The sequence below is a fragment of the Ramlibacter paludis genome (assembly GCF_022012305.1).
Classification (GTDB): Bacteria; Pseudomonadota; Gammaproteobacteria; order Burkholderiales; family Burkholderiaceae_C; genus Ramlibacter; species Ramlibacter paludis.
In genome coordinates, this window is the sequence record NZ_JAKLTM010000001.1 from 1,237,974 (window position 1) to 1,263,725 (window position 25,752).

28 protein-coding genes are annotated in these 25,752 nt (G+C 69.6%); 13 read left to right on the forward strand and 15 right to left on the reverse strand.

What is annotated here, in order from left to right:
- Positions 1–8 precede the first annotated feature (8 nt).
- Positions 9–569: a MarR family winged helix-turn-helix transcriptional regulator gene (locus tag LZ009_RS06365; RefSeq protein WP_275697025.1), complete on the reverse strand. Its 561-nt coding sequence runs from the start codon at positions 567–569 to the stop codon at positions 9–11.
- Positions 570–656: 87 nt separating this feature from the next.
- Between LZ009_RS06365 and LZ009_RS06370 the strand changes: the two genes are divergently transcribed.
- Positions 657–1,820 carry an ABC transporter substrate-binding protein gene (locus LZ009_RS06370; protein WP_275697026.1) on the forward strand — a complete coding sequence of 388 codons (1,164 nt, stop codon included), beginning with the start codon at positions 657–659 and terminating at the stop codon, positions 1,818–1,820.
- A gap of 1 nt (position 1,821) precedes the next feature.
- Positions 1,822–2,868 (forward strand): aromatic ring-hydroxylating oxygenase subunit alpha, encoded by a 1,047-nt coding sequence (locus LZ009_RS06375; protein ID WP_275697027.1) that lies wholly within the window; start codon positions 1,822–1,824, stop codon positions 2,866–2,868.
- On the opposite strand, the gene LZ009_RS06380 is transcribed toward LZ009_RS06375, so the two are convergent.
- From LZ009_RS06380 to LZ009_RS06435, 12 genes are all read right to left on the reverse strand, one after another.
- A complete protein-coding gene (locus LZ009_RS06380) occupies positions 2,865–3,776 on the reverse strand; it encodes a glutaminase (RefSeq protein WP_275697028.1) in 912 nt (303 codons plus the stop codon). The genes LZ009_RS06375 and LZ009_RS06380 overlap by 4 nt on opposite strands.
- A 22-nt stretch (positions 3,777–3,798) precedes the next feature.
- Positions 3,799–4,377 (reverse strand): hypothetical protein, encoded by a 579-nt coding sequence (locus LZ009_RS06385; RefSeq protein ID WP_275697029.1) that lies wholly within the window; start codon positions 4,375–4,377, stop codon positions 3,799–3,801.
- An 83-nt stretch (positions 4,378–4,460) separates the two neighbouring features.
- Positions 4,461–5,411, reverse strand: coding sequence for a tripartite tricarboxylate transporter substrate-binding protein (locus tag LZ009_RS06390; RefSeq protein ID WP_275697030.1), 951 nt, complete (start codon positions 5,409–5,411; stop codon positions 4,461–4,463).
- A 20-nt stretch (positions 5,412–5,431) separates the two neighbouring features.
- On the reverse strand, positions 5,432–6,907 hold the full coding sequence (locus LZ009_RS06395) for an NAD-dependent succinate-semialdehyde dehydrogenase (protein WP_275697031.1): 1,476 nt from the start codon (positions 6,905–6,907) through the stop codon (positions 5,432–5,434).
- Entirely contained in the window at positions 6,901–7,920 is a 1,020-nt protein-coding gene (locus LZ009_RS06400) for a dihydrodipicolinate synthase family protein (protein ID WP_275697032.1), read from the reverse strand. Before LZ009_RS06400 ends, LZ009_RS06395 begins: the two co-directional genes overlap by 7 nt.
- Positions 7,921–7,932: 12 nt before the next feature.
- The gene (locus LZ009_RS06405) at positions 7,933–8,943 is read right to left on the reverse strand and encodes an ornithine cyclodeaminase family protein (protein WP_275697033.1); all 1,011 of its coding nucleotides are present in this window, start codon (positions 8,941–8,943) and stop codon (positions 7,933–7,935) included.
- A 98-nt stretch (positions 8,944–9,041) separates the two neighbouring features.
- A complete protein-coding gene (locus LZ009_RS06410; RefSeq protein WP_275697034.1) occupies positions 9,042–9,965 on the reverse strand; it encodes a LysR family transcriptional regulator in 924 nt (307 codons plus the stop codon).
- Positions 9,962–10,735: an SDR family NAD(P)-dependent oxidoreductase gene (locus LZ009_RS06415; RefSeq protein WP_275697035.1), complete on the reverse strand. Its 774-nt coding sequence runs from the start codon at positions 10,733–10,735 to the stop codon at positions 9,962–9,964. The genes LZ009_RS06410 and LZ009_RS06415 overlap by 4 nt, the downstream gene beginning before the upstream one ends.
- A 1-nt stretch (position 10,736) precedes the next feature.
- Entirely contained in the window at positions 10,737–11,696 is a 960-nt protein-coding gene (locus LZ009_RS06420) for an NAD-dependent epimerase/dehydratase family protein (RefSeq protein WP_275697036.1), read from the reverse strand.
- A gap of 175 nt (positions 11,697–11,871) precedes the next feature.
- Entirely contained in the window at positions 11,872–12,489 is a 618-nt protein-coding gene (locus LZ009_RS06425; protein ID WP_275697037.1) for a LysE family translocator, read from the reverse strand.
- 19 nt (positions 12,490–12,508) lie between these two features.
- On the reverse strand, positions 12,509–12,838 hold the full coding sequence (locus LZ009_RS06430; RefSeq protein ID WP_275697038.1) for an antibiotic biosynthesis monooxygenase family protein: 330 nt from the start codon (positions 12,836–12,838) through the stop codon (positions 12,509–12,511).
- A 77-nt stretch (positions 12,839–12,915) separates the two neighbouring features.
- On the reverse strand, positions 12,916–13,830 hold the full coding sequence (locus LZ009_RS06435) for a LysR family transcriptional regulator (RefSeq protein ID WP_275697039.1): 915 nt from the start codon (positions 13,828–13,830) through the stop codon (positions 12,916–12,918).
- A gap of 100 nt (positions 13,831–13,930) precedes the next feature.
- Between LZ009_RS06435 and LZ009_RS06440 the strand changes: the two genes are divergently transcribed.
- From LZ009_RS06440 to LZ009_RS06490, 11 genes are read left to right on the forward strand one after another with little or no spacing between them, the layout of a single operon-like run.
- Positions 13,931–14,965, forward strand: coding sequence for an SMP-30/gluconolactonase/LRE family protein (locus tag LZ009_RS06440; protein WP_275697040.1), 1,035 nt, complete (start codon positions 13,931–13,933; stop codon positions 14,963–14,965).
- Positions 14,962–15,948, forward strand: coding sequence for a fumarylacetoacetate hydrolase family protein (locus LZ009_RS06445; protein WP_275697041.1), 987 nt, complete (start codon positions 14,962–14,964; stop codon positions 15,946–15,948). The genes LZ009_RS06440 and LZ009_RS06445 overlap by 4 nt, the downstream gene beginning before the upstream one ends.
- 5 nt (positions 15,949–15,953) lie before the next feature.
- Positions 15,954–16,739, forward strand: coding sequence for a cyclase family protein (locus tag LZ009_RS06450; protein WP_275697042.1), 786 nt, complete (start codon positions 15,954–15,956; stop codon positions 16,737–16,739).
- A gap of 26 nt (positions 16,740–16,765) precedes the next feature.
- Complete coding sequence (locus LZ009_RS06455) at positions 16,766–18,484, forward strand: tannase/feruloyl esterase family alpha/beta hydrolase (RefSeq protein ID WP_275697043.1); 1,719 nt, start codon at positions 16,766–16,768, stop codon at positions 18,482–18,484.
- Between the two features lie 19 nt (positions 18,485–18,503).
- Positions 18,504–19,457, forward strand: coding sequence for an ABC transporter substrate-binding protein (locus tag LZ009_RS06460; protein ID WP_275697044.1), 954 nt, complete (start codon positions 18,504–18,506; stop codon positions 19,455–19,457).
- Positions 19,454–20,233 (forward strand): ABC transporter ATP-binding protein, encoded by a 780-nt coding sequence (locus tag LZ009_RS06465; RefSeq protein WP_275697045.1) that lies wholly within the window; start codon positions 19,454–19,456, stop codon positions 20,231–20,233. Before LZ009_RS06460 ends, LZ009_RS06465 begins: the two co-directional genes overlap by 4 nt.
- The gene (locus LZ009_RS06470; protein WP_275697046.1) at positions 20,233–20,997 is read left to right on the forward strand and encodes an ABC transporter permease; all 765 of its coding nucleotides are present in this window, start codon (positions 20,233–20,235) and stop codon (positions 20,995–20,997) included. The genes LZ009_RS06465 and LZ009_RS06470 overlap by 1 nt, the downstream gene beginning before the upstream one ends.
- Positions 20,994–21,749, forward strand: coding sequence for an ABC transporter permease (locus tag LZ009_RS06475; RefSeq protein WP_275697047.1), 756 nt, complete (start codon positions 20,994–20,996; stop codon positions 21,747–21,749). The genes LZ009_RS06470 and LZ009_RS06475 overlap by 4 nt, the downstream gene beginning before the upstream one ends.
- 21 nt (positions 21,750–21,770) lie before the next feature.
- Positions 21,771–22,352 carry a cupin domain-containing protein gene (locus LZ009_RS06480; protein ID WP_275697048.1) on the forward strand — a complete coding sequence of 194 codons (582 nt, stop codon included), beginning with the start codon at positions 21,771–21,773 and terminating at the stop codon, positions 22,350–22,352.
- Between the two features lie 48 nt (positions 22,353–22,400).
- On the forward strand, positions 22,401–23,366 hold the full coding sequence (locus LZ009_RS06485) for a Bug family tripartite tricarboxylate transporter substrate binding protein (protein WP_275697049.1): 966 nt from the start codon (positions 22,401–22,403) through the stop codon (positions 23,364–23,366).
- Between the two features lie 4 nt (positions 23,367–23,370).
- A complete protein-coding gene (locus tag LZ009_RS06490; RefSeq protein WP_275697050.1) occupies positions 23,371–24,345 on the forward strand; it encodes a Bug family tripartite tricarboxylate transporter substrate binding protein in 975 nt (324 codons plus the stop codon).
- Here the strand turns inward: LZ009_RS06490 and LZ009_RS06495 are convergent.
- Positions 24,332–25,006: a pseudouridine synthase gene (locus LZ009_RS06495; RefSeq protein ID WP_275697051.1), complete on the reverse strand. Its 675-nt coding sequence runs from the start codon at positions 25,004–25,006 to the stop codon at positions 24,332–24,334. The genes LZ009_RS06490 and LZ009_RS06495 overlap by 14 nt on opposite strands.
- Positions 24,999–25,739 carry a glutathione S-transferase gene (locus LZ009_RS06500; protein ID WP_275697052.1) on the reverse strand — a complete coding sequence of 247 codons (741 nt, stop codon included), beginning with the start codon at positions 25,737–25,739 and terminating at the stop codon, positions 24,999–25,001. The genes LZ009_RS06495 and LZ009_RS06500 overlap by 8 nt, the downstream gene beginning before the upstream one ends.
- Between the last annotated feature and the right edge of the window lie 13 nt (positions 25,740–25,752).

The following is a 25,752-nucleotide window of genomic DNA, read 5'->3' on the forward strand; positions in this document are numbered from 1 at the left end:
GGCTCGCGTCAGCCGCGCGTGCGCCGGGCAGGGCGCGCCCCGGCTGCCGGCGGCGGCGTGTCGTCCGGCGCCTGCGGCATCTGCAGCGGCGCGCGGCTCTGCTCGTTGTTCACGTGCACGAACTTGCGCAGCAGCTCGATGAAGTGCTCGCGCTCGTCCGGCTCCAGCGCGCCCAGCAGCTCGCTGCGCATGCGGTGCACGCCCTGCACCAGGCCATCGAGGAGCTTTTCACCGTCGGCCGTCAGGTGCAGCTGCAGCTGGCGGCGGTTGGTTTCCACCACGCTGCGCGTCAGCAGGCCCTTGCCTTCCAGGCGCGCGGCGGCGGTCGCCGTCGTGGACGTGTCCAGTGCAATGCGTTTCGCCAGGCCCACCTGGTCGATGCCGGGAATCTCGTGGACCATGCGCAGGATCGCGTACTGGATGGGCGTGACCTCGCGTCCCACGTGCTCGTCGAACATGCCTTGCGCGATCTGGTGCGCGCGCCGGATCAGGTGCCCGGGCTGCTCGTAGAGGTCTTCCCCGACCTCGCGCTTCTTCTTCACGACGCGCTTTGCGCTGCTTGCTGCCATGCGCGCATTCTCCGGGAAAACCCGTGCGCCCGGCCCGGGCGTACATTCAGTATACTGACAATCAGCCTACTGAACGTGAGTCCAACCATGCACCGTCGCCGTTCCCTTGCCGCCTGCCTGCTGGCAGCCCTCCCGCTCGTTTCGCCGGCACAGTCCGCGCCCTTCAAGGTCGGCCTGGTCCTGCCGATGACGGGGCCCTTCGCCTCCACCGGCAAGCAGATCGATGCCGCCGTGCGCCTGTACATGGCGCAGAACGGCAGCAATGTCGCCGGCCGCACCGTCGAAGTCCTGTTGAAGGACGACCAGGGCGTGCCCGAGACCACGCGCCGCATCGCGCAGGAGCTGATCGTCAACGACAAGGTCGACGTGCTGGCCGGCTTCGGCGTGACGCCGGCGGCGCTGGCGGTCGCGCCGCTGGTCACGCAGGCCAGGACACCCGCGGTCATCATGGCCGCCGCCACCTCCAGCATCGTGGCGGCCTCGCCCATGTTCGTGCGCACCAGCTACACGCTGCACCAGTCCGCCTCCACCATGGCGGAGTGGGTGCACAAGGAAAAGATCGGCAACGTGGTGACCATGGTGTCCGACTACGGCCCGGGCATCGACGCCGAGAAGGTCTTCAAGGAGCGCGTCGAAGCCAATGGCGGCAAGGTGCTCGAATCGATCCGCGTTCCCATGCGCAACCCCGACTTCGCGCCCTTCCTGCAGCGGGTGCGCGACCGCAAGCCGGAGGCCGTGTTCGTCTTCATTCCCTCGGGGCCGGCCGCTGCGCTGATGAAGCAGTTCACCGAGCGCGGGCTGGACAAGGCCGGGATCCGCCTGATCGGCGACGGCGGGGTCACCGATGACGACCTGCTCGATGGGATGGGCGACGCCTCGCTGGGCGTCGTCACCTCCTTCCACTATTCGGCGGCGCACCCCTCGCCGGCCAACCGGAAGTTCGTGGACGCCTTCAAGGCCGCCAACGCGGGCATGCGGCCCAACTTCATGGCCGTGGGCGGCTACGACGGCATGCGCGTGATCTACAAGGCGCTGGAAGCGACCCAGGGCAAGGGAGGCGGCGCCGCGCTGGTGGCCGCGATGCGCGGCCAGACCTTCGAGAGCCCGCGCGGGCCGGTGGTGATCGACGCGCAGTCGGGCGAGATCATCCAGGACGTCTATATCCGCCGCGTGGAGCGCAAGGACGGCCAGCTGTGGAACGTGGAGATCGACGTGAACAAGGCGGTGCGCGACCGCTCCGCGAGGAGCTGACATGGGCATCGAAACGAAACCCGCGCACCTGGCGCCCTTTCCGTCCGATCAATGGTGGGTGGCCGGCTTCGGCTGGGAACTGAAGGATAAGCCGCTGGCGCGCACCTTGTTGGGCGTGCCGCTGGTACTGTTCCGCACGCCGGAAGGCCAGGTCGCCGCGCTGGAAGACCGCTGCTGCCACAAGGAGCTTCCGCTGTCGCTGGGCGCGATCGAGCCGCGCGGCCTGCGCTGCGGCTACCACGGCCTGCTGTTCGACTGCGCGGGAACCTGCATCGAGGTCCCGGGGCAGGCAATGATCCCGCCGAAGGCCCGGGTGCGCGCCTATGAACTGCGCGAGCGCGACCAGATCCTGTGGATCTGGTTCGGCGCCACGCCCGACAGCCGCCCGGTGGACGAGCCGCCGGCCTATCGCTTCCACGGCGACCCGGAGTACAGCTTCGGCGGCGACATGGTGCATTACGACGCTCCCTACCAGCTGGTGCACGACAACCTGCTGGACCTGAGCCACCTGGGCTACGTGCACGTGCACACCATCGGCGGCAACCCGGGCGTGCACATGAACGCCCAGATGAAGGTCACGCAGGACGGCGACGTGGTGAAGGTGGTGCGCCACATGCGCGGCTCCGAAGCGCCGCCCACCTATGCGCAGGCCTGGCCCTTCAAGGGCCGGATCGACCGCTGGCAGGAGATCGAGTTCCACGTGTCGCACATGCGGATCTGGACCGGGGCGGTGGACGAGGGCGAAGCGCCGCTGGACGATCCGCAGCGCGGCGGCTTCCACATGCGCGGCTTCCATGGCGTGACGCCGGAGACGGCGACCACCAGCCACTACTTCTGGACGATCTCGACCAACCCGCGCTCCAATCGCGAGGAAGTCACGAAGGTCGTGGTCGACCAGACCGCCCGCACCTTCCTCGAGGACAAGGACATCATCGAGGCGCAGTGGAAGAACCAGCAGCGCTTCGGCTTCCGCCCGCAGGTGGACTTCCACGTCGACATCGGGCCGAACCGCGCGCGGCGGGTGATCCAGCGGCTGGCGGGCTCCTAGAAGATCGAAAGCCCCGTCCTGGCCGTGAACAGCTCCAGCGCCTTCATGCCCAGCAGGGAGTTTCCGCTGGGCGCCAGGGCCGGCGACCACACGCACAGGGTGAGCCGGTCGGGCACTACGGCCACGATACCGCCGCCGACGCCGCTCTTGCAAGGCAGGCCGACGCGAAACGCGAACTCCCCGGCCGCATCGTAGGTGCCGCACGTGAGCATCAGCGCATTGATGCGCCGCGCCTGCCGTTCCGTCAGGACCTGCTCGCTGGAACATGGATGCGCTCCGTCCCGGCACAGGAAGCCGGCCGCGCGGGCCAGCTGCAGGCAACTCATGCGAAGCGCACAGGCGTGGAAGTACACGTCGAGCACCGTGCCGACCTCGTTGTCGATGCGGCCGAAGCTTTTCATGAAGTTGGCCAGCGCCACGTTGCGGAATCCCGTGGCCGCCTCGGACGCCGCAACTTCCTCGTCGAACGCGATCGCTTCGCCGCACAGGCTGGACACCAGCTTCAGCAGCTCGGTCTTCGCATCCAGCCGGCTGACCAGGCGATCGGTGACGGCGATCGCGCCTGCATTGATGAAGGGGTTGCGCGGGATGCCCTGCTCGGACTCGAGCTGCACCAGGGAATTGAACGCGTTGCCCGAGGGCTCGCGGCCCAGGCGCTCCCACAGGGCCTCGCCCAGCTCGCGCATGCCGAGCGTCAGCGTGAACAGCTTGGAGATGCTCTGGATGGAGAAGGGGGTCTTGCTATCGCCGGCATGCGCTTCCTCGCCTTCGCGGGTGCGCAGGGCGATCCCGAGCTGCGCGGCCGGGACCCTGGCGAGGGCGGGAATGTAGCTGGCGACCTGGCCCTCGCGGCCCAGGTCAGCGCGGAGCTCAGCGACGATTTCCTCGAGGAGGGGCTGGAATTGCATGGGGCATTGTGCGTGCTCCGCCCTATTGCTGCGAAGGCTGCAGCAGCTTGATTCCGTCGAGCTGGAAGTGAAGCAGCGTGTCCTGCAACGTGACGCCGCCGGTGCTGAAGCCGCCTTCGCGGACCATGTCGAAGCGATGCACCTGGTAATCGCGCGGCGCGTCGGTGCTCCCCAGCACCTGCGGCTTGGACGCCACCATCCACAGCGTCATGAACCCCACCGGGTAGCTGGTGCCGTCGATGACGGCGGGAGAGAACGAGCCGATCCGGACGATGTCTTCGTAGCCGGGGATGCCCTGGTCGTTCTGCACGGTGATGCCGACGCCGCTGGCCGACATCTGGTGCCCGCCTGCTAGCATCGTCATGGTGCCGTTCGGGTCGTTGTACGAGCAGGTATTGTTGAAGCAGGTGCCCACCGGGGCCGTGGCGGTGTCGAAGGAGAAGGTGCCGGTGACCTTCTCTCCGGGCTGGGCAACGTAGGTCGACGAGTCGACCGTGCCGGTGAACTCGTAGCGCAGGACTTCCGCGGAGGCGGCGCACGCCCAGAGTGAGCAGGCGGCGGCGAGCGCCAGGTGATTGCGGCGAAAGTGCATCTGGTCCATCCCTTGGGTCGTTATGGCGTCGATGCTACGAGGCCATGAGCGCGGCCGCAAGCTGCTGTGGCGGCGTGGCGTCAGGCGCAGCCCTAATCGAATTGCAGCTTCGCCTTCGTCGCGATGCCACGATAGAGCACCAGCTCGTCGCGGATGGCCGCGCCCATGGCCGCCGGCGTGCCGCCTTGCGCCGCCAGGCCCAGTTCGGCCAGGCGCTTCTGCACCGCGGGATCACTTGCCGCTGCCAAGGCTGCCTTGCTCAACTTGTCCATTGCCGCGGGCGGCGTGGCCGCGGGGGCGAGCAGGCCGGCCCACGACTGCTGGACGAAGCCTTTCAGGCCCGCTTCGACGGCCGTGGGCGTGCTCGCAAAGCGCGGGTCGCGCTTCTCGCCGGTCGTTGCGAGGAGCTTCACGCGGCCCGCGTCGATCAGCGGCTTGGCCGCGCCGTCGAAGGCCAGGTCCAGCAAGCCGCCCGCCACGTCGTTGAGCGCCGCGCTGGTGGACTTGTAGGGAATGTGCACGAGGTAGGTGCCGGTGAGCGACTTGAAGAACTCGCCGGCGAAGTTGGCGCCGCTGCCCACGCCGGCGCTGCCGTAACTCAGCTTGCCGGGGTTCTTCTTCGCGTAAGCGACGAACTCGGGCAGCGAGTTCACCGGCAGGTTGCTGCGCGTCACCATCTGCAGGCTGTAGGTGGCGGAGATGCCTACCGGCGCCAGCACCTTGGTGATGTCGTAAGGCAGCCTGGCGTCGATCACCGGCAGGATGCTGTAGCTGCTGTTGGTGAACAGCAGGGTGTTGCCGTCGGCGGGCGCCTTCGCAACCGCGTCGATGCCGATGCGGCCGCCGGCGCCGGGCCGGTTGTCGATGATCGCGGGCAGCCCCAGCTGCTGGCCCATCTTCTCGCCGATGATGCGCGCGGCCTGGTCGGTCACGCCGCCGGCCGGGAAAGGCACGATGATCTTGAGGGTGGCGGGCTGCGCCTGGCTGGCGCCGGCCACGGCGGTGAGCGCCAGGGCCAGCAGGCTGCGTCGGGACGGGTTCATGCTTGTCTCCTTGTCTTTGTTCAGCTGTAGGCCGGTGCGAGGCCGTCCCAGCACAGGTACTTGGTTTCCAGGAATTCGTCGATGCCGTAGTGCGAGCCTTCGCGCCCCAGGCCGCTTTGCTTGACGCCGCCGAAGGGCGCGACTTCGTTGGAGATCAGCCCGCAGTTGATGCCCACCATGCCCGACTCCAGCTGTTCCGCGGTGCGCCAGACGCGCGCGGCGTCGCGGCTGAACAGGTAGGCCGCCAGGCCGAACTCGCTGTCGTTGGCCAGCGCGATCGCCTCGTCGTCGGTCGTGAAGCGGATCAGCGGCAGCACGGGGCCGAAGGTCTCCTCGCGCGCGATCGCCATGTCGGCGCGCACGCCGGCCAGCACGGTCGGCTGGAAGAACGACGCGCCGAGCGCGTGCCGCTTGCCGCCGGTGAGCACGCTGGCGCCGGCCGCGACCGCATCGCGCAAGTGGCCTTCCACCTTCTCCACGGCACCGCCGTCGATCAGCGGCCCGACCTGCACGCCGGCCTCCAGGCCGTTGCCCACCTTCATCTGCGCGGTGCGCAGCGCCAGGCGTTCGGCCATCCGGTCGTAGATGCCGTCCTGCACCAGCACGCGGTTGGCGGCGATGCAGGACTGGCCGGTGTTGCGGAACTTGGCCTGCAGCACGCCTTCGACGGCCAGGTCCAGGTCGGCATCGTCGAACACGATGCAGGGCGCGTTGCCGCCCAGTTCCATCGAGCATTTCTTGATGGTGGCGGCCGACTGCTGCAGCAGCACGCGGCCGACCTCGGTGGAACCGGTGAAGGTGATCTTGCGCACCAGGGGATGCGCGGTGAGCGTGTTGCCGATGGCGCGGGTGTCGTTGCCGGTGAGCACGTTGAACACGCCCGGCGGAATGCCGGCGCGCTGCGCGAGGTCCGCCAGCGCCAGCGCGGTCAGCGGCGTCTGGCTGGCGGGTTTGACCACCATGCTGCAGCCGGCGGCCAGCGCGGGGCCGGCCTTGCGCGTGATCATCGCTGCCGGGAAGTTCCAGGGCGTGATGGCGGCGCAGACGCCCACCGGCTGCTTCAGCACCACGATGCGGGCGGTGTCGCGCGGCGCCGGCACCACGTCGCCGCGCACGCGCTTGGCCTCTTCGGAAAACCACTGCACGAAGGAGGCGGCATAGTCGATCTCGCCTTTCGCCTCGACCAGCGGCTTGCCTTCCTCCAGCGTGATGAGCGTGGCGAGGTCGTCCTTGTGCTGCAGCATCAGCTCGTACCAGCGGCGCAGGATTTCCGAGCGGTGCTTCGCGGTCGCCTTGCGCCATTGCAGGAAGGCGGCGTGCGCCACTTCGATGGCGTGGGTGGTCTCCGCTTGCTGCAGGCGCGGCAACTCGGCCAGCAGAGAGCCGTCGGCGGGATTGCGCAGGCCGTAGCTGCCGTACGCGGTCGTGGCGATCCACTCGCCGCCCACGAAGGCGGCGCTGCGCAACAGCGAAGGGTCGTTCAGCAGCTTCAGCACGGATGGCGTCCCACCATGAAGGCGCTGTCGGGGTCGGAAGTCACGGGCAGGCCCGAGGCGACGAGGCCCTGGCGCAGCTGCTTCATGAAGCGGTCCGGCACGCGCATGGCGGGCGCGCGCAGCGGGCCGCCGTTGAAGCCCGCCAGCCAGTCCTGGTATTTCCACATCGTGCGGTTCAGCACGCCGGTGCCCGGCGCGTAGCTGCCGGCCGCGGCGCCGTTGGCGTTGCGCGCCGGGTTGACCTTCCAGTACAGCTCCATGGCGGCCTCCCATTCGCCCTTGCGCGCGAGCTCGAAGGCGCGCGGGTAGTAGGTGGACATCCACTGCGTATTGCTGGTGCCGGAGAACTGCAGCTTCATCAGGCTCATGAGCGGAATGGCGTCGCCTTCGATCGGGCAGCTGATCACCACCTCGTCGCGGAAGTGGTGGTACATCTCGCACAGGCCGGCCGGCAGCGGAAAGCCTTGTTCCGACTTGATGGCCGCGATGTTGGGGCAGTCCTGCAGCAGCTTGCGCACCAGCTGCACCGACATGCCGGCCGGGTGCACGCGCTCGAAGCCCCACAGCGGGATCGGGAACAGCATCACGGCCAGGTTGGTCGCGTCACAGAAGGCCCTGGTGTAGTCGTAGATCTCCTGCTCGGTGCTCGGCCAGAACTGGGGCGGATAGGAGAGCAGCACGATGTCGGCGCCGGCCTTCTCGGCCAGCTGCGCGGCTTCGATGTTCTCGGCCAGTGTGCCGAAGGCGGCGTGAAAGAACAGGCCCAGCTTGCTGCCGGCGGTGTCGCGCGCCCAGGCGGTGAACTGCGCGTTCTCTTCCGGCGTGATGGCGACTTCGGAGCACAGCAGGGTGTAGCTGTAGCCGAACTCGCGGGCCAGGGCAATGTCGTGGCGGATGCCTTGCTCGTTCAGGCGCTTGAGGTCGGCCGAGTAGCTGGGGATGGTGACGGCGGAGCAGCCGGTGAGCTTCTCGCGCGCCCAGGCGCGGGCGTCCTTCTTCTGGTAGGCGGGCATGGGGTTCCTTGTTTACTTGGCGACCGGGACGATCGATTGCGGCATTTCGGCGCCGAGGCCCTGGACGCGGGCGCGCGCCAGCAGCATTTCGGCGGTGATCACGTCCTGCAGCGCGGAGCCGACGGACTTGTAGAGGACGATGTCGCCAGGCGCGCGCTGCACACGGCCGGCGACCAGCGCATCCAGCGGCACCAGCTTGGCGTCGAAAGCGATGCCGGCGCGCTGCGCCGCCAGCATGTCACCGGTGTCGTGCGCCACCTCGTGCGGCATGTCGGCGACGATGGTGGCGGCGCGGGCGATCACCTGCTCGTCGACCTCGCGCTGCTCGGGCAGCGTGGAGCCGATGGAGACGACGGTGGTGCCTGGCGCAATCCAGTCGCCGCGCAGCACCGGGCTTTCGTCGCGGCTGCGGGCCGCGCACAGGATCACGTCGGCGCCGTCCACCGCGGCGGGCGCCGAGGCGACGGCCTCGACCTGCAGCTCGCCCTGGAAGCGGGCCACGAACTTCTCGCGGCTGGCGGGCGTGGGGCTAAAGACTCTCGCCCCGGCGATCTCGCGCACGGACGCCAGCGCGGCCAGCAGCCCCTGGGCTTCGAAACCGGAGCCGAGCACCGCGATGCGCAAGGGCTTGCGCGGCGCCGCCGCATCGACCGCCAGCGCTGCGGTGGCAGCGGTGCGGATGCCCGTGATGCGGTTGCCATCGATGAGGGCGCTCAGGCCCATCGTTTCGTGGTCGAACAGCGAGATCAGGTAGCTGGCCCGCCGGTTCTTCATGGAGGCGGCGATCAGCTTGCAGCCTACGTGCCCGCCATTGGGCGACACGGCGGTCATGCCGCGCAGCCAGAACCCGGCGCCGCGCGCCATGGAACGCGGGGGGACCATCGCATCGGCGACGGGCGCGGCGTAGGCGGCGCGCAGCGCGGCGATGGCGGCTTTCCAGTCGGCCAGCGCGGCGACATCGGCGTCGCTGAGAAAGAGGGTGGGCGGCACCTGCAGCGCCGTGTCGGGGTGGGGATGGCCCAAGGGAAGACTCCTGTCCGTTGCCTAGTCATCGTAGGGAGCCATCCCCGCCGGGGCGACCGGGTTGGCCGGAAACCAGCTTTGCCGGAACCGGGAATCGGCTAGCGCGCCGCCAGCTTCCGGATCAACTCGCCGACGTTGCGGGTCGCCAGCGTATGCGGCCTGTGCGCCGTCGTGGCCAGCACGATGGTGCGATCGAGCACCGGCCGCACGATGGGCACCGTCGCCACGCGCGCCTGCTCGTGCGGCGCGACCGTGGCCGCCGTGATCGCGAAGCCGCCGCGACACGCCACGATCTCGTGCTGCAGCCGGATGGAGTTGGCTTCCAGCGCCGGCACGACCGTCACGTTGCGCTCCCGCGCCAACGCGGTGAGCCGCGCCCGCAGCGGATGCGGCTCGCTGGGCAGCACCAACGACAGCTTGGCGACTTCGTCGAAAGGAATCGACTTGCGCTTGGCAAGCGGATGCCCCTTGGGAACCACCAGCACCAGCGAGATGCGCTGCAGCACCGCCTCGCCCGGCTGCTCCGCACCCTCGCGCAGCAGGATCGCCATGTCCAGCCGGCCCTGCACCAGCCAGTCCTCCAGCTGCACGCTCGAGCCCTCCGTCAGGTGCAGGCGCACCTGCGGCCACTGCTTGCTCACTTCTGTGAACAGGCGTCCTGCCAGCAACGGCACCATCGAAGGCAGCATGCCGAAGCGCACGTCGCCCACCGGCAGGCCCTTGCGGGTGCGCATCTCGTCGGCCAGCTGCTCGGCCTCGCGCATCAGCGCGACGATGCGCGGGCGCACCTCCTGGCCGAACTCGGTGAGCACCACGCCGCGCCCGGTGCGGCGGAACAGGCGCGCCCCGGCTTCGCGTTCGAGCTGGGCGATGTTGCGGCTGACCACGGACAGCGGCATCTCCAGCGCCAATGCCGCGGCCGACACGCTGCCCAGGTCCGCCACCTTGGCGAAGAGATGCCACTTCGGGTCGAGGATGGTCTGCACGCCCCCATTCTCGCCCGCGGCGGCGGCGCGCTTCATCCGCCGTCGCTGACCAGCGTGCCGCCGTCCACCACCAGTGCCTGGCCGGTGATGAAGCCGCCGGCGCGCGCGGCCAGCATCACCGCGAGTCCGGCGACCTCCTCGGGTTGGCCGGGGCGCCGCAGCGGCGTGGCCGCCAGGCGCCTGGCCATGAACTCCTGGTCCGCGAGCAGCTGCGCGGCGAATGGTGTTTCGATCAGGCCCGGGCAGATGGCGTTGACCCGCACGTTGCGCGGTCCCCATTCCACCGCCAGGCTGCGCGCCAGCTGCACGAGGCCGGCCTTGCTGACGCCGTAAGGGCCGATGGCCCGGGTGCCGCGGAGGCCGGCGATGCTGGCCACCAGGATCACGCTGCCACCGCCCGCTTCGGCCATCGCGGGGATGGCGCGCGACGTGAGCCACACGGAGGCCAGCAGGTTGATGCCCAGCACGCGCTCCCAGTCGCGCGGCGTGCCCGTGCGCATGGGACCGACGGGGCCTTCGATGCCGGCGTTGGACACCAGCGTGTCCAGGCGGCCGAAGCGGGCCAGCACGGCATCGACCGCGCTTTCGCACTGGGCCTGGTCCGCGACGTCGAATGCGTGGGCGCTGGCCGCCAGTCCGCGGCCGCGCAGTTGGGCGGCGGCGGCCTCGCAGCGCACCGGGTCCAGGTCGGACAGCATCACCTGCGCGCCGTGCTGCGCGAGCGCCTCGGCCATCGCAAAGCCCAGGCCGCCGGCCGCGCCGGTGACCAGCGCGACTTGCCCTTGCAGGTCGAACAGCGGCCGCATGTCAGCCCAGCTGCGTGGAACGGCGCACCAGCGCTTCCAGCGAGCCGTCGTTGCGAAAGCCCGCCGCATCGGCTGCGTCGGTCGTGATCGGCGGGAAGCTGCCGAACAGCGCCTCGATGCGCGCGTCCGGCTGCCAGCTGGCGAGGGCCGACACGTCCTCGCCCCGCACTGCGCCGATGGCGTCCACCAGTTGCGCGAAGCTGAAATGCAACGTGGGCAGCGTCACGCTGCGGCGCGCGGGCAGCGATGCGGCTGGCACCGTCGCTGCATGCAGCAGGTTGTCGACCACGTTGACGATCGACGAGGCCCAGGTGCTCGCCTCGGGCCGCACCGGCAAGGTGATGGGGCGTCCCGCGCCCAGCTCGCGGATCATGTCGCTCATGAAGGCCGACATCTGCCCGGTGCGCGCGGGCGGCCGCGCCAGCACGCCGGGCAGGCGCAGCGAGCGCCCATCGACCCAGCCGCGGCGGCTGAAGTCGGCCACCAGGATCTCGCCGACCAGCTTCTGCGCGCCGTACGTCATCTGCGGGGCGGCCGGCGTGCCATCGTCCACCTGCGGCGGCAGGGGCGAGGCGAACACGCCGATCGTGCTGGCGAAGACGAACACCGGCGCCCGCCCGCCGCGCTGCACCTGCGCGCGGCCGGCTTCGAGCAGCAGCGTGGTGCCGCCTACGTTGACGTCGCGGCCCAGCTCGTAGTCCTGCTCCGCCGCGCCGCCGGGGATGCTGGCCAGGTGGAAGATCACGTCGACGGGGTCGTCGAAGGCGGCGTTGACCGTCGCGGCGTGGGCGATGCTGCCGGTGAGTTGCCGTTCGAAGGGCGCGGGCGGGGCGCTGGTGAAACTGGTGTCCAGCGAAGTGAGGCGGGTGATGGCCTGGCCCGCCAGGCGGGTCTCCGCCCGCAACCGGGCGACGAGAGCCTGGCCGACGAAGCCGTTGGCGCCGGTGACGGCGATGTGCATCTGCTGTTCCTTGAGGACGGCGCGATGCTAGCGGCGATGGGGGCGCGGGGGAAATCGATTGGGGTGATGGCTTGTATCGGGCCGGGTGATGCGACTGAGGGGGCTTGGCTGGGAAGGGTGAGTCTGCTCTGGTTGACTCCGCCGTGGCTGGATTCGGCCGCAGGATCCGACCGCGTCAAGCTTGGCGCTTGGCAAGCGCGAGATAGACACCAAGCCCCAGCATCGTCATGCCGGAGACGCGCGTCATCAAGCGAGCGCGCCCTGCTCGAACCGCGCTCGATCGAAGCAATCTGTCCGCAGCGAACACCGCCACCACGTCTGCGAGCGTGTTGAGGGCCACGCAGATCGTCCCAAGAAGCGCCAGCTGCGCCGCGAGAGGCTGGGCGGAAGAGACGAATTGAGGCAGGAAAGCGAGGAAGAACAGCGCTGTCTTGACGTTCAGGAATTCGACCGCGATCCCCTCGCGGAAGGCTCGTCGAGGACCTTGCGAAGCGACGGGATTGGCACGCAAGGCCTGCTCCTTGCCGCGGAGCATGCGAAGGCCCAGGTAGATCAAGTAGGCGGCGCCGACGTACTTCACTACGCTGAAGGCGAAGGCCGACTGGGCAACCAGCAATGACAGGCCCAAGGCGGCAGCCAGCACGTGGAGCATGCCGCCGAGGCCAGTGCCGAAGCAGGAGGCCAAGCCTTCGGCCCGCCCGCCCGCGACTGTACGGGCAACCACATACGCCATGCCCGGACCTGGCGTGATGGCAAGAAGCGCGGCAGCGAAGGCAAAAGCGAGAAGGGACATGAGATGTCCGAAAGAGGCTTCAGTCGGCGCTCGTGACAGGAAGCAAGCCCTCGAGCTTCGAGTCCCCATAGACGCGCAGGACCTGCGAGATCACGACTTGGTAACCAGCAAGCCATCTGCCTTGCTTGGCTTTCGCTTCAAGATGCCGGGGATGCTCGATCAGGGACTGCAGTGCTTCGAGCGATTCCCAGTAGTAGACGTTGGAGACCAGTCCCGTCGCGGGATTCTCCCAGGCCTCCTCGCCGAGGTACCCAGGCGAGGAGCGCGCCATTTCCGCGATGTCCTGGTCGATGCGATGGAACTCGTCGTCGAATTGGCCCTTGGCGAAGATGAAGGTGGCGGAGTACATCGGCGGATTCTCCCAGAGGACATTCCCCCTACCTTCCGACGGCAGCTTTCGGCCAAAGAGCAGACCCCCCATCCCTCTCAAATCCCCGGCATCCCCCCCGCCACCCCCTCGATCTGCACCCTGACCCACTGCACCCCCGGATCATCCGCCCGGTAGCGATGCCACTGCAGCACCTCGGTCAGCCGCGGCGTTTCCATCGGCGGCTCGAACAGGCGCACCGGCATCGACTGCTCGAACTGCATCGCCAGCCGCGTCTGCACGGTGGCGATGCGGCGGGTGCCGACCACGAAGCGCGGCATCAGCACGAAGCCGTGGGTCACCACCTCGATGCGGCGCGTCTGGCCGTGCTGGTTGGCGTACCAGGACTCGAACCACGGATTGGCGCCCTGTTCGTTCTGGTAGACCACGTGGCCGAGTGACTGGTACTGCTCCAGCGTGATGCCGTCCTGCAGCTGCGGATGCTGGGCGCAGGCGATCACCTGGTAGGTGTCCTCGAACAGCACCGCTTGCGGATGGTCGGCCAGCGTCAGGTGCGCGGGCGTCACCAGGAAGTCGGCGCGGCCTTGGTCCAGGTCCTGCGCCATGGTCATGCTGCTCGGGCGCACGTCGAAGCTCAGGCCCGGCGCCACCAGCGCGATGCGGCGCAGCACTTCGGCCATCAGCACGTTGGAGACGTAGTCGGAGGCGATCACCGTGAAGTGGCGCCGCGCGGTCGCCGGGTCGAAGTCCGGCCGCACGCCCAGCGTGGAGTCGACCTTCAGCAGGATGTCGCGCACCGGCTGGATCATGCTTTCGGCGCGCGGCGTCAGCTTCATGGCGCGTCCCATCGGCACCAGCAGCGGGTCGTCGAAGTATTCGCGCAGCCGCGCCAGCACGCCGCTCATGGCCGACTGGGTCATGTGCATGCGCTCGGCCGCGCGCGTGACGTTGCGTTCGGCCAGCAGCGCGTCCAGCGCGATCAGCAGGTTGAGGTCGATCCGCTGGTACCGCATGGGCCGATGATAGCCGCGCAGGTATTGCGCCCGCCGATGGCTGCCATCGCCAGATTCCGTTGGCGGCGGCCGCCGCCTTTCCCTAGAGTCCGCTGCGACCATGGGAAAGAACAATCCGCTCAAGGGCTGGCAGGTGGACCGCGCCGCGATCCGCCACGTCGGCCACGGCCTGCAGCGGCCCGAATGCGTGCTGTGCGAACGCGACGGCACCGTTTGGGCGGCCGATGCCCGCGGCGGTGCGACGCGCATCGCGCCCGATGGCACGCAGCAGCTGGTGGCGCCGCAGCAGCCGCCGGCTTCCGCCACCGACTTCCAGGCGCGCTACGTCCAAAGCCAGGGTTCGCTCCCGAACGGCATGACCTTCCTTGCCAACGGCGACTTCCTCATCGCCAACTGGGGCACCGATGCGGTGGAGGTGATGACGCGCGACGGCCGGCTGCGCCGCCTGTTCGACCGCATCGACGGCCAGCCGCTGGGCAAGGCCAACTTCCCGCTGCGGGACAGCCAGGGTCGTCTCTACCTCACGGTGACCACGCGCATGCAGCCGTGGACCGACTCGATCAATGCGCGGGCGGCCGACGGCTACATCGCGCTGTTCGACCTGCAGGGCAACGCGCGCATCGTCGCCGACGGCTTCGAGGGCACCAACGAGATCCGCATGGATGCCAACGAGGAGTGGCTCTACGTGGTGGAGAGCAACGCCCGCCGCATCTCGCGCCTGCGCGTGCGGCCCGATGGTTCGCTGGGCGAGCGCGAGGTCTACGGCCCGGCGCGGCTCGAAGGCTTCCCCGACGGCTTCGCCTTCGACGCCTACGGCAACCTGTGGGTGACGCTGGTCATGACCGACAAGCTCGTCGCCATCACGCCCGAGCGTGACGTGCTCACGCTGCTGGACGACAGCGACCCGCAGGCCGTGAAGCGCCTGAACCAGCATTACGAAGCGCGGACCCTGACGCCCGAGATCATGGGCGCCACCGCCGGCACGCTGTGCCCGTGGATGGCGAGCCTGAGTTTCGGCGGCCCCGACCTGCACACCGTCTACCTGGGCAGCCTGCGCGGCACCACCTTGCCCAGCTTCCGCGCCCCCGTCGCGGGCCTGCCCCTGGTGCACTGGAACGAAGGAAAGCAACGATGAAACTCGCCACCCTCAAGAACGGCAGCAAGGACGGCCGCCTGGTCGTCGTCTCGCGTGACCTGCAGCGCGCCGTCGACGCCACGCGCATCGCGCCCAGCCTGCTGGCCGCCCTGGAGAACTGGTCCGGCTGCGAGCCGCAGCTGCAGAAGCTCTACGCGCAGCTGAATGCCGGCCAGGCCGACGGCGCCTTCGACTTCGACCCGCGCGAAGCCGCCGCCCCGCTCCCGCGCGCTCCCCAGTGGTGCGACGGCTCGGCCTTCCTGAACCACGGCAACCTGATGCAGACGGCCTTCAACATGCCGCCGATCCCGGACGCCGAAACCATCCCGCTGATGTACCAGGGCGGCTCCGACGACCTGCTGGGCCCGCACGACGATGTTCCGCTGCCGGACGAGGCGCACGGCATCGACTTCGAAGGCGAGTTCGGCGTGATCGTCGCCGGCGTGCCCATGGCCTGCACGCCGGCGCAGGCGCGCAGCCGCATCGCGCTGCTGGTGCAGATCAACGACGTCAGCCTGCGCGCCTTCGGCCCGCGCGAAATGAAGACCGGCTTCGGCTTCTTCCAGGCCAAGCCGTCCTCCAGCTTCGCGCCGGTGGCCGTCACGCCCGACGAGATCGGCGACGCGTGGCGCGACGCGCGCGTGGGCCTGGACCTGGCCATCGAATACAACGGCCGCTGGTTCGGCGACCCGAACGGGCGCGAGATGAACTTCGGCTTCGACCAGCTGGTCGCGCACGCGGCCGCCACCCGGCGCCTGTCGCCCGGCACCATCATCGGCTCGGGCACGGTGTCCAACGCCGGCGGCAAGAAGGGCTCGGCCTGCATCGCCGAACGCCGCGCCATCGAGCAGATCAACGAAGGCGCGCCCAAGACGCCGTTCATGAAGTTCGGCGACCGCGTGCGCATGGAGGCCCGCTGGCAGGACCAGCCGGTCTTCGGCGCCATCGACCAGCGCGTCGTGCAAGCCGCCAAGCCGGAGTAAGCAGCATGCCCCGTTTCGTCGACCTCTCGATCTACCTGGAAAACGACGTGCTCTCGGACCCGCCGCCGCTGGCGCCGAAGATCACCTACCAGAAGCACGCCGACACGCTGCCGGAGTTCATGCACATGCTGCCTGGCACCACCGCCGCGGACTATCCCGACGGCGAGGCCGCGGCCGCCGAATGGGTGACGCTCACCACGCACAGCGGCACCCACCTGGACGCGCCCTGGCACTTCCACTCGACGCAGGACGCGAAGCTGGGCGGCAGCAAGCCCTCGAAGACCATCGACCAGATCCCGCTGGACTGGTGCTTCCGCCCCGGCGTGAAGCTGGACTTCCGCCACTTCCCGGACGGCTACGTGGCGACCGCGAAGGACGTCGAGGCGGAGCTCGCGCGCATCGGCCACGTGCTGCAGCCCTTCGACATCGTGGTGGTCAACACGCGCGCCGGCTCGCGCTACGGCAACAACGACTACGTGCAGGCCGGCTGCGGCATGGGCTACGAGGCGACGATGTACCTGCTGGAGCGCGGCGTGCGCGTGACCGGCACCGATGCCTGGAGCTGGGACGCGCCCTTCTCGTACACCGCGCAGAAGGTGGCCGAGACGGGCGACAAGTCCCTCATCTGGGAGGGCCACAAGGCCGGCCGCGACATCGGCTACTGCCACCTGGAGAAGCTGCACAACCTGGAAGCGCTGCCGGGCGACGGCTTCACCATCAGCTGTTTTCCGCACAAGATCCGGGGTGCGTCCGCCGGCTGGACCCGCGCGGTCGCCATCTTCGAAGAATGACAAAAACCACCCAAAAGGAGACAAGAATGAAGACATCCCTCGCCTTCGCCCTGGCGGCCGCCGGCCTGGCCGGTTGCGCCGGCTTGCAGGGGCCGGCGCCTGCCGTGCCTTTCACGCCCATGGCCCTCCAGCGCTGCGAGCAGCTGGCCGGCCTGGCGATTCCCGCCTCCGCGATCGGCCTCCCCACCAACGGGGCCGTCGTCACCAGCGCGGAGCGCGCACCGGAAGTCGCGCCGTTTCGGGACGCGGAAGGCGAACACCTGCTGACCACGCCCTCGCGCTGCCTGGTGCAGGGTCGCGTGAATCCGCTGGACGCGAATGCGTCGCCGATCAACTTCGCGGTGAACCTGCCGCTGGCCAACTGGAACGGCCGCGCGCTGCAGTCCGGCGGGGGCGGCATGGGCGGCGTGGTGATCACGGCGCCGGGCAACAAGGCCTCCGGCCGCTTCGATCCGAACCCCGTGAACGTGCCGTACCCGGTGACGCAGGGCTACGTCACCTACGGCAGCGACCAGGGGCACCCGCGCGCGGGCCCCACCAGCTTCGCCTTCGCGCGCAACGACGAGGTGCTGCGCAACTGGGCGTACGAGGAGATCAAGAAGACGCGCGACGCCGTGATGGTGGTGGTGGAGGCGGCCTATGGCCGCAAGCCGACGCACGTGTTCTTCAGCGGCGAATCGGCGGGCGGGCGCGAGGCGCTGCGCGCCGCGCAGAAGTTCCCGCGCGACTACGACGGCGTGATCGCGACCTCTCCCGTCATCAGCTGGTACCCGATCCACCTGTTCGACAACGAAGTGCGCACGGCGCTCACCGCCGGCTTCCTCGACGCCCGTGCGATCAAGCTGGTGGCGGACCGCACGCGGGCCAGCTGCGACGCCGCCGACGGCCTGCGGGACGGCGTGGTCGCCAAGTACCTGGAATGCCCCAACGACGCGGCGCAGCTCCTGTGCAAACCCGGCGACGCACCCGGCAGCTGCCTCACGCCCGCGCAGCTGGCGTCGGTGAACGCCATCCGCGAGCCGCGCCAGCTGGCCGTGCCTTTCGCCAACGGCGTCACGCGGGTGCCGGGCTTCGGCGTGACCGGCGACGAGGATGGCACCGGCTGGCAATGGCCCTTCTATGCCGTGGGCACCGAGGCGCCGTCGCGGCCACTGCCGCCCGGCTTCGGCTTCGAGCCCCGGCGCGGCGCGGTGCTGAACTTCGCCGGCTTCCTGATCCGCCACACCATCGTGCAGAAGGACGACTTCGATCCCTACGGCTTCGACCTGCGCCCGCACGCGCAGCGCATCGCCTGGCTGTCGAACCTGTTCGACGCGACCGACCCGGACCTCTCCGCGTTCGCGGCGCGCGGGGGCAAGCTGATCGTGGTCCATCCCTCGGCCGACAACGCGTCGCCGCTGACGCTGTCCGCCGAGTACTTCGGCAGCGTGCGGCAGAAGCTGGGCGACGCGGCCACCGACCGCTTCATGCGCCTGTACGTTCCCGCCGGCGGCAGCCACAACGTGGGCGGCACCAGCCAGGTGAACGCGCTGGCGATGCTGGAAGACTGGGTGCTGCGCGGCCAGGTGCCGCCCGATGCGCCGGTGGCGGAGAACCGCAGCATCGAGGACGCCGCCCTGATCAACACCATGCCCGCCTGCCGCTTCCCGGCCTGGCCGCGCTACAACGGCAGCGGCGACCCGAAGGTGGCTGCCAGTTTCACCTGCGTGCCTCGGCCCGAGTTGCTGCAGATGCGGCAGCAATGAAGACAAACTGGAGACCAGCATGAACAACAAGATTTCCCGTCGCGTGGTGATCGCTGCCGGCGCCGCCGGCCTGGCCGCGGCGGCCCTGCCGCTGCGCGCGCAGGCGCCGCTGAAGGCCATCTTCGGCTACACCGCAGTCACTGACTTCGCCACGGTGTTCATCGCCCGCGAGGAGGGGTACTTCACGAAGCACGGCCTCGACATCGAGCCCAAGCTGATTCCCCTCAATCCCTCGATCCCGCCTGCGATCCAGTCGGACTCGATCCAGCTGGGCGGCCCGACGCCTTCGGTGTTCCTGCAGGCCGTGGATGGCGGGCTGGACCAGGTGGTGCTCACCGGCGGCGGCGCCACCTCGAAGAAGATGACCGGCATCGGCCTGGTTGCGCGCGCGGGCGCCGGCATCAAGACCGCCCAGGACTGCGCGGGCAAGAAGATCGGCGTGCCCGGACTCGGCGCCTTCCTGCACGTCGGTTTCCGCGCCTGGCTCAAGTCGCAGGGCGTCGACTACAACAAGGTCAACTTCATCGAAGCCGCCTTCCCGCAGCACGGCGACTTGCTGCGCGGCGGCTCGCTCGACGCGGTGGTGACGGCCGACCCGTTCATGGCGCGCATCGTCGGCAGCGGCATCGGCTACGTCGCCTCCTACTACTCCACCTTCCTGCCCGATGGCCTGCCCTCGCTGGTGTTCGTCGCGCGGCGCGACTGGGTGCAGAAGAATCCGGCCGCGGCCAAGGGCTTCCAGGCCGCGATCGGCGAGGCCGCCAGGTTCCTGAACGACCCGAAGAACAGCGCCAAGGTTCGCGAGCACATCGGCAAGTACATCAAGCTGCCGCCCGACGTACTGGCCACGGTGCAGATCAGCCCGCCGCTGCCGGTGGTGACCGAGCCGGTGCTGGGCTGGTGGGCCGACCAGATGGTGGAGCAGAAGCTGCTCAAGGCCAAGCCCGCGCTGGCGAATCTGATCGTCAAGTGAAGCCGGAACTCGCGCCGCTGCTGGCCTTCGACGGCGTGGCCATCCACCTGGGCGGCCGCGAAATCCTGTCGCCCACCACCGTGCACGTGGGGCAGGGCGAGTTCGTCTGCATCATCGGCCCCTCCGGCTGCGGCAAGACCACGCTGCTGCGCGCGGCCGCCGGCTTCGTCACGCCCAGCGGCGGTGAGGTGCGACGCGCGGGCGAACTGGTGCGCGGGCCTTCGCGCGAGGCAGCCTTCGTGTTCCAGGACTATGGGCGCGCGCTGCTGCCGTGGCGCACGGTGGCGGGCAACGTGAGCCTGGCGCTGGAGGCGGCGGGCGTCCCGCCGGCGGAGCGTCCGGCGCGCATTGCCCGCGTGCTGCAGACCGTCGGCCTGGCGCAGCACGCGGAGAAGTTTCCGCTGCAGCTCTCCGGCGGCATGCAGCAGCGCGCGCAGATCGCCCGTTGCCTGGCGCAGGAGCCACGGCTGCTGATGATGGACGAGCCTTTTGGCGCGCTCGACGCGATGACGCGCGAGTCGCTGCAGGACGAAGTGGCGCGGCTGGTGCGCGAGAGCGGCCTGACGGTGCTGTTCGTCACGCACGACCTCGACGAAGCGATCTACCTCGGCGACCGGGTGATTGCGCTGCGTTCCAACCCCACGCCGGAGAAGCCGAGTGTGGCCGCGATCGTCGACGTGGACATCCCGCGTCCGCGCAACCAGCTGGAGACGAAGGAGCACCCCGAGTACTTGCGGCTGCGGCGCGAGCTGTACCACTACCTGGGGCACCACTGATGCGCGCGAGGCTGCTGGCCGTTGCGCGCGGCGCGGCTGCACCGATGGTGCTGCTGGCGCTGCTGGAGTGGTATGCGCGCGGGCCGGGCAAGAGCAGCGATGCGCTGGCGGCGCCGACGGCTGCCGCCGTGGCTTTCGGCAAGGCCGTCGCCGATGGCTCGCTGCTGCAGGCCACCGGCTTCACCTTGTGGAGCGCCGCGACAGGGCTGGCGATCGGCTTCATCCTCGGCACGCTCGTGGGCGTCTGGCTCGGGCTTTCGTTGCGCGCCGGCCGCTGGGGCTTCCTCACGGTGGAAGTGCTGCGCCCGGTGCCGTCGGTGGCACTGATCCCGCTGGCGATGCTGGTGTTCGGCTTCGGCGTGCGAATGGAGAGTTCGGTGGTCGCATTCGCGGTGTTCTGGCCGATGCTGGTGCTCGCGCAGGCCGCCGCCAGGCAGGTCGATCCGCGCCTGCTGGAGGTCTCCCACGCGCTCGGCCTGTCGCCGCTGGCCCGCCTGGGCAAGATCGTGCTGCCGGCCATGGTGCCCCGGCTCTTCGTCGCGCTGCGGCTCGGCGTCGCCATCGCGCTGGTCGTGGCGGTGACGGTGGAGATCGCCGCCAACCCCTACGGCATGGGCTACGCGATCATGGTTTCGCAGCAAAGCCTGGACCCGGCGCTGATGCTCGCCTGGCTGTTCTGGATCGCCGTCGTCGGCTATGCGATCAACGCGCTGGCCTTGCGGCTGCAGCAACGCGTCGCCCGCGCGATGGGGGCGGCAGCATGACCCGGCGCAGCGGCTGGATCGGTTCCCTGCTGGTGCTGGCGGCGTTCCTTGCGCTCTGGTGGCTGGCCAGCCACCTGCAGTGGGTCAGCAAGGTGTTCCTGCCGACGCCCGAGGCGACTTTCGCGAGCCTGGTCGAAGGGCTGCAAGGCGGCGCGCTGCTGGAGCAAAGCGGCCAGACCCTGCGCCGCATGGTCGAAGGCTGGCTGCTGGCCTGCCTGCTCGGCATCATGCTCGGCGCGGCGATCGGCACTTCGGCCGCCGCGCGCGCGTGGCTGCAGCCCATGCTGGAGTTCATCCGGCCGCTGCCGGCATCGGCCGTGATGCCGCTGGCCATCTCGATCTTCGGTCTCGGGCCCAACATGGTCTTGTCGGTCGTGGCCTTCGGCGCGATGTGGCCGGTGCTGCTGGCCACCTTGCACGGCTTCGCATCCGTCGAGCCGCGCCTGCGCGAAGTGGCCGGCGCGCTGCAACTGCCGCGGCGCGACTTCATCTGGAAGATCGGCCTGCCAAGCGCCATGCCCGACATCCTGGCCGGCATGCGCCTGTCGATGACCGTGTCCCTGATCGTCGCCGTGGTCGGCGAGATGATCGCGTCGCAGACCGGCCTGGGCCAGGCGATCCTGCTGGCGGCCCGGTCGTTCCGCGCCAGCGAGCTGTTCGCCGGGATCGTCCTGCTGGGCGTGATCGGCTTCGGCGCCAATGCGCTGCTGGCGGCGGCGGAGCAACGCCTGCTGCGCTGGCAGCGCGCCTGAATTTTCCCGAAGGAGACCTGCATGAGCCTGCCTGCCATCCACCGCGTGGTCACCGGCCACGATGCCGACGGCGCCGCTGTCGTCTCGAGCCAGGGGCCGCTGCCGACCGTGGTCGAAGTGAAGGCCATCCCCGGCACGATCTTCCACGAGGTCTGGTCCACCAGCGCCACGCCGGCGCCGGTGGACAACGGCGCCGACCCGACGCTAGGCCCGCTGAAGCTGCCGCCGCCCGAACACGGCACGCGCATCCGTTTCGTCGACATTCCGCCCGACACCGCGGAGCTGCATGCGCGTGGCGCCGATTCGCTGCGCGCCGGCTTCTCCGAGATCGGCGATGCCGGCGCGTCGACGGCCCATGCCGGCGCCCCGCATCCGCTGATGCACCGCACCGAGACCGTCGACTATGGCGTGGTGATCGAAGGCGAGCTCACGCTGGTGCTGGACCGCGGCGAAGTGCAGTGCAAACCCGGCACCGTGGTCGTGCAGCGCGGCACCAACCACGCCTGGGCCAACCGTTCCGGCAAGCCCTGCCGCATGCTGTTCGTGCTGGTGGATGGCCGCAACGACCCGGCCATCGCAGCGGCGCTGGCCCGGCGCAGCTGACCCGCCGGCAATCGAACCTTTCCGACTCCTGATCCCAAGAAACACAAGATGCGTCCCCTTCGTTGTTCCCTTCTCGCGCTGCTGGCCCTGGCCTTCATTTCCGCGCAAGCCGCCTACCCGGACAAGCCGGTCAAGCTGCTCGTCCCCTATGTGGCAGGCTCGCCCGCCGACAACGTGGCGCGCACGCTCGCCGATGGCCTGGCCAAGCGGCTGCAGCAGCCCGTGGTGGTGGACAACCGGCCCGGCGCCAATGCCTTGATAGGCACCCAGGCCCTGGCGCGCGCTGCCGCCGACGGCTACACCATCGGCATCGGCAATCTCGACACCCATGCGCTCAACCCGCTGCTGTACAAGTCGCCCGGCTATGACCCGGAGCACGACTTTGCACCGGTGGTGCTGGTGTCGCGGCCGACCCTGATGCTGGTCGGCAGCCCCGCGCTGCAGGCGAAGACCGGCGCCGAACTCGTGGCGCTCGCGAAGGCGCAGCCGGGCAAGCTGACCTACGGCACCTGGGGCCTCGGCAGCGCCGCGCACCTGTGGGGCATCCAGCTCGAACAGGCCGCGAAGATCGACCTGCTGCACGTGCCCTACCAGGGCTCGCCGGCCGCGGCCAATGCGCTGTTCGGCAACCAGATCGACCTGATGTTCATGTCGCCGGCCCAGGCGCTGCCCAGCGAGAAGGCCGGCAAGCTGAAGATCATCGGCAGCACCGCCGCCAAGCGCGTCGCCGCCTGGTCGCAGGTGCCCACGCTGGCGGAGCAAGGCTTTGCCGGCTACGAAGGCGCGACCTGGTTCGGCATCTTCGCCCCGGCCGGCACACCGGCCGACGTGGTGGACCGCCTCAACCGCGAACTCAATGCGGTGCTGCAGGCGCCGGAGACGATCGAGAAGTTCGCCACGATGGCAATGACGCCCGAGGGCGGCGTTCGCCAGGATCTCGCGCAGACCGTGGCGGCCAGCCGTCGCAAGTGGGCGCAGACCATCGCCGACAAGAAGATCCAGCTGGAGAACTGAAGCCATGCACCCCGATCGCCGATCCTTCATCGCCGCCGCCGCGGCGTGCGCGCTCGCGCCCGGCGCCTGGGCACAAGCGGGCTTCCCGGACCGGCCGATCCGGCTGGTGGTGCCCAACCCGCCCGGTGGTCCATCCGACATCGTCGGCCGCTTCCTGGCCGACGCCATGCGCACCGAACTGGGCCAGCCGCTGGTGATCGACAACCGCCCCGGCGCATCCGGCCTGATCGGCACCGCTGCCGTGGCCGGCGCCCCGGCCGACGGCTACACCGTGCTCGTCACCTCGCGCTCCAACCACGTGATGGCGCCGCTGGTGCAGAAGAGCGCACAGGTCGACCCGGTGCGGGACCTGGCGCCGGTCGGTTTGGTGCTGCGCGCGGTGGGCATGTTCGTCACCCATGCGAAGGCGCCCTTCAGGACGCTGAAAGACCTGGTCGCGTATGCGAAAGCGAATCCGGGCAAGCTGTTCTACGGCAGCGCCGGCATAGGCGCCACCAACCACATCGCCGTCGAGCAGTTCGCGCGCCTGGCCGGCATCGAGCTGACACACGTTCCGTACAAGGGCAGCGGTACGCTGCTGACCGGCCTGATGGCCGGCGAGGTGTCGCTGGCGCTGCTGGACTTCGCTTCGGCCCAGCCCGGCCTGCAGGGCGGCAGCCTGGTGCCCCTGGTGCAGACCGCCTCGCGCCGGCTGGTGTCGCTGCCGCAGGTGCCGACGCTGCTGGAAGCAGGCTACCGCAACTACGACCCGTCGTTCTGGATCGGGCTGGCTGTGCCGAAGGGCACGCCGGCTCCCGTCGTCGCACGCCTGAACAAGGCCTTGAACGTGGCGCTGGCCGAGACGCAGATGAAGGCCCGCGCCCAGGTGAACGGCTGGGAACTGGCCGGCGGCACGCCGGCCGTGCTGGGCGAGACGATTGCGCAGGACCTGCGTGAGTATCCCGCGCTGGTGAAGCAGCTGGAAATCAAGCCGGGCTGAGGGCGGACCACTCCGGCCCGCACGCCGCGGCGATCCGCGGCATCCCCGGCAACTCCACCCAGGCCGCATGCAGCCACAGGCGGTCGAGGCCCAGGTGCCGCGCCACCGCCCGGTTGTGCGCGCCCTTGCCGTGCGTCGTATCGCCCACCAGCGGATGCGCGATGTGCTTGAAGTGGCGGCGGATCTGGTGGCGGCGGCCAGTGAGCGGCTCCACCTGCACCAGCGCATAGCGGCTGGTGGGATGCCGGCCATCGACCGCGAACGGCCACTCGAAAGTCGCGACCCGCTGGTAGCGCGTCACGGCCGGCAGCCTGGCCTGTCCTTCGGACGGCAACTCCGGATCTTTCGCCAGCGGATAGTCGATCTCGCCGCGCTCCGCCGGCCAGCCCCGCACCAGCGCCAGGTAAGCCTTGCGCACTTCGCCTGCGTCGTACGCCATGCCCCAGCGCCGCGCGGCTTCCGCATTGCGCGCGAACAGCAGCACGCCGCTGGTGGCCTTGTCCAGGCGATGCAAGGGCCAGAGCCGCTCGCCCAGCTGGTTGCGCAGCAACTGCAAGGCGGTGCGCTCCTCGTGGGCGTCGAGCGCGCTCGGATGCACCAGCAGCCCCGCCGGCTTGTCGATGGCGACCAGGTCCTCGTCTTGGTACAGGACTTCAAGCATCGAGCTCGCGGTAGCGCCGGAAGATGCCTTCTTCGTTGAAGGCCAGCCGCCGCTCGCTGGCGAAGTACGCGGCCAGCTTCTTGTGGCCCGCCACGCCCGCATGCAGCGCGGCGACGCGCGGCGCCTTCTTCAGCACGCGGCCGGTGGCCTTCGGGAACGCGTAGCGCAGGCCGTCCACCAGCTGGAACAGCGACAGGTCCGCATAACTCAGGCGGCCGCCCACCAGGTGCGGGAAGGCCGCGCGGCCGTTGCGCGTGTTGCGCTCCAGGACGGTCTCGAACCATTGCATGAACTTCGGCAGCCGCTCCTTGCGGAAGTCTTCGGCGCGGCGCAGCGCCTCCTTCTTCTGGTCTTCGTAGTAGAGGCCGCTGGCGATGGGATGGTGCGTGTCGTGCGCCTCCGCCACCATGTCGGCGATGGTGAGCTGCACCTGGTGGGTCCACAGGCGGTCGGCTTCGCTCGCGCCCACCAGGCCCAGGCGCGGACCCAGGTACAGCAGGATGGCGGCGGTCTGGCCGATCACCAGCTTGCCGTCGACCAGCACCGGGCAAGCGAAGGGCGGACGCGCGACCTGCGGCGACGAGAGGATGCGTTCCAGCGCCGGCACGCCCATGCCGCGCTGTTCGTCGCCGCGCGCGACGTCGACGTACTCGGCGCCGGCCGCCTCCAGCGACAGGCGCACGAACTCGCCGCGGCCGGGAATCGACGGCCAGTAGAGCAGTTGGTAAGGCATGCCCGGCATGGTA

Coding starts and splice junctions, on each gene's coding strand:
- LZ009_RS06430 (WP_275697038.1), bottom strand. CDS start 12,838: ATGTACTCCGCCACCTTCATCTTCGCCAAGGGCCAATTCGACGACGAG.
- LZ009_RS06380 (WP_275697028.1), bottom strand. CDS start 3,776: ATGCAATTCCAGCCCCTCCTCGAGGAAATCGTCGCTGAGCTCCGCGCT.
- LZ009_RS06415 (WP_275697035.1), bottom strand. CDS start 10,735: ATGCGGCCGCTGTTCGACCTGCAAGGGCAAGTCGCGCTGGTCACCGGC.
- LZ009_RS06480 (WP_275697048.1), top strand. CDS start 21,771: ATGAGCCTGCCTGCCATCCACCGCGTGGTCACCGGCCACGATGCCGAC.
- LZ009_RS06445 (WP_275697041.1), top strand. CDS start 14,962: ATGAAACTCGCCACCCTCAAGAACGGCAGCAAGGACGGCCGCCTGGTC.
- LZ009_RS06425 (WP_275697037.1), bottom strand. CDS start 12,489: ATGTCCCTTCTCGCTTTTGCCTTCGCTGCCGCGCTTCTTGCCATCACG.
- LZ009_RS06370 (WP_275697026.1), top strand. CDS start 657: ATGCACCGTCGCCGTTCCCTTGCCGCCTGCCTGCTGGCAGCCCTCCCG.
- LZ009_RS06375 (WP_275697027.1), top strand. CDS start 1,822: ATGGGCATCGAAACGAAACCCGCGCACCTGGCGCCCTTTCCGTCCGAT.
- LZ009_RS06440 (WP_275697040.1), top strand. CDS start 13,931: ATGGGAAAGAACAATCCGCTCAAGGGCTGGCAGGTGGACCGCGCCGCG.
- LZ009_RS06500 (WP_275697052.1), bottom strand. CDS start 25,739: ATGCCTTACCAACTGCTCTACTGGCCGTCGATTCCCGGCCGCGGCGAG.
- LZ009_RS06455 (WP_275697043.1), top strand. CDS start 16,766: ATGAAGACATCCCTCGCCTTCGCCCTGGCGGCCGCCGGCCTGGCCGGT.
- LZ009_RS06470 (WP_275697046.1), top strand. CDS start 20,233: ATGCGCGCGAGGCTGCTGGCCGTTGCGCGCGGCGCGGCTGCACCGATG.
- LZ009_RS06400 (WP_275697032.1), bottom strand. CDS start 7,920: ATGCCCGCCTACCAGAAGAAGGACGCCCGCGCCTGGGCGCGCGAGAAG.
- LZ009_RS06485 (WP_275697049.1), top strand. CDS start 22,401: ATGCGTCCCCTTCGTTGTTCCCTTCTCGCGCTGCTGGCCCTGGCCTTC.
- LZ009_RS06490 (WP_275697050.1), top strand. CDS start 23,371: ATGCACCCCGATCGCCGATCCTTCATCGCCGCCGCCGCGGCGTGCGCG.
- LZ009_RS06420 (WP_275697036.1), bottom strand. CDS start 11,696: ATGCACATCGCCGTCACCGGCGCCAACGGCTTCGTCGGCCAGGCTCTC.
- LZ009_RS06495 (WP_275697051.1), bottom strand. CDS start 25,006: ATGCTTGAAGTCCTGTACCAAGACGAGGACCTGGTCGCCATCGACAAG.
- LZ009_RS06460 (WP_275697044.1), top strand. CDS start 18,504: ATGAACAACAAGATTTCCCGTCGCGTGGTGATCGCTGCCGGCGCCGCC.
- LZ009_RS06390 (WP_275697030.1), bottom strand. CDS start 5,411: ATGAACCCGTCCCGACGCAGCCTGCTGGCCCTGGCGCTCACCGCCGTG.
- LZ009_RS06385 (WP_275697029.1), bottom strand. CDS start 4,377: ATGGACCAGATGCACTTTCGCCGCAATCACCTGGCGCTCGCCGCCGCC.
- LZ009_RS06450 (WP_275697042.1), top strand. CDS start 15,954: ATGCCCCGTTTCGTCGACCTCTCGATCTACCTGGAAAACGACGTGCTC.
- LZ009_RS06365 (WP_275697025.1), bottom strand. CDS start 569: ATGGCAGCAAGCAGCGCAAAGCGCGTCGTGAAGAAGAAGCGCGAGGTC.
- LZ009_RS06410 (WP_275697034.1), bottom strand. CDS start 9,965: ATGAAGCGCGCCGCCGCCGCGGGCGAGAATGGGGGCGTGCAGACCATC.
- LZ009_RS06435 (WP_275697039.1), bottom strand. CDS start 13,830: ATGCGGTACCAGCGGATCGACCTCAACCTGCTGATCGCGCTGGACGCG.
- LZ009_RS06475 (WP_275697047.1), top strand. CDS start 20,994: ATGACCCGGCGCAGCGGCTGGATCGGTTCCCTGCTGGTGCTGGCGGCG.